This window comes from Streptomyces viridosporus, assembly GCF_002078235.1.
In the GTDB taxonomy this organism is placed as follows: Bacteria; Actinomycetota; Actinomycetes; order Streptomycetales; family Streptomycetaceae; genus Streptomyces; species Streptomyces viridosporus.
Window position 1 is genome coordinate 11,954 of sequence record NZ_MSGP01000417.1, and the last position, 519, is coordinate 12,472.

1 protein-coding gene is annotated in these 519 nt (G+C 72.3%); it reads right to left on the minus strand.

Annotation, left to right across the window (positions count from 1 at the left end; all coding sequences use genetic code 11):
* The coding region (locus tag B7L92_RS42745; protein ID WP_255311161.1) for an N-formylglutamate amidohydrolase at nt 1–429 on the minus strand (429 nt) is incomplete at its 3' end.
* Nucleotides 430–519: the final 90 nt, after the last annotated feature.

The window sequence follows — 519 nt, forward strand, 5'->3', positions numbered from 1 at the left end:
CCGCCCGGCGACCGCCCGGGTCATCGCCTCCGCGTACGGACGGAAGTACCGCTCGATCAGCGGCCCGGTGTCGTACCCGTCGGGTCGCAGCACCTCCTTGTGCGTGGTCCGGGTGTAGACCGCGCCCATCCCGACGGCGAGCATCTCCTCCCGCTCGTCCGGGAACCGCTCGGGATCGACCACCAGCCGGGACAGCCGGTTCACGAACCGCCACGGCGTGAGCCCGGCCGCGCGGGCCGCCGCCTCGGCCAGCTCGGCCGTGTGCGCGTCGGTGATGTGGTCCAGCTCCCGCTCCAGCCCGGTGTCGTCCAGCACGATCCCGGAGCGCACGGCGGCCGGTATCTCTCGCGAGGAGTGCGGCACATGGAGGATCACGGGCGAGTCCGCGTCGCCGGGAAGGAATGCGAAGGACGGCGGGACATCGGTCATGCGGTTGCTCCAGGGTGTTGTCAGTGGTGCACGGCACGATCAAGGTGCCACACGGCACTGACAACGCGTCCGCCCCGGCCCCGCGGCCCC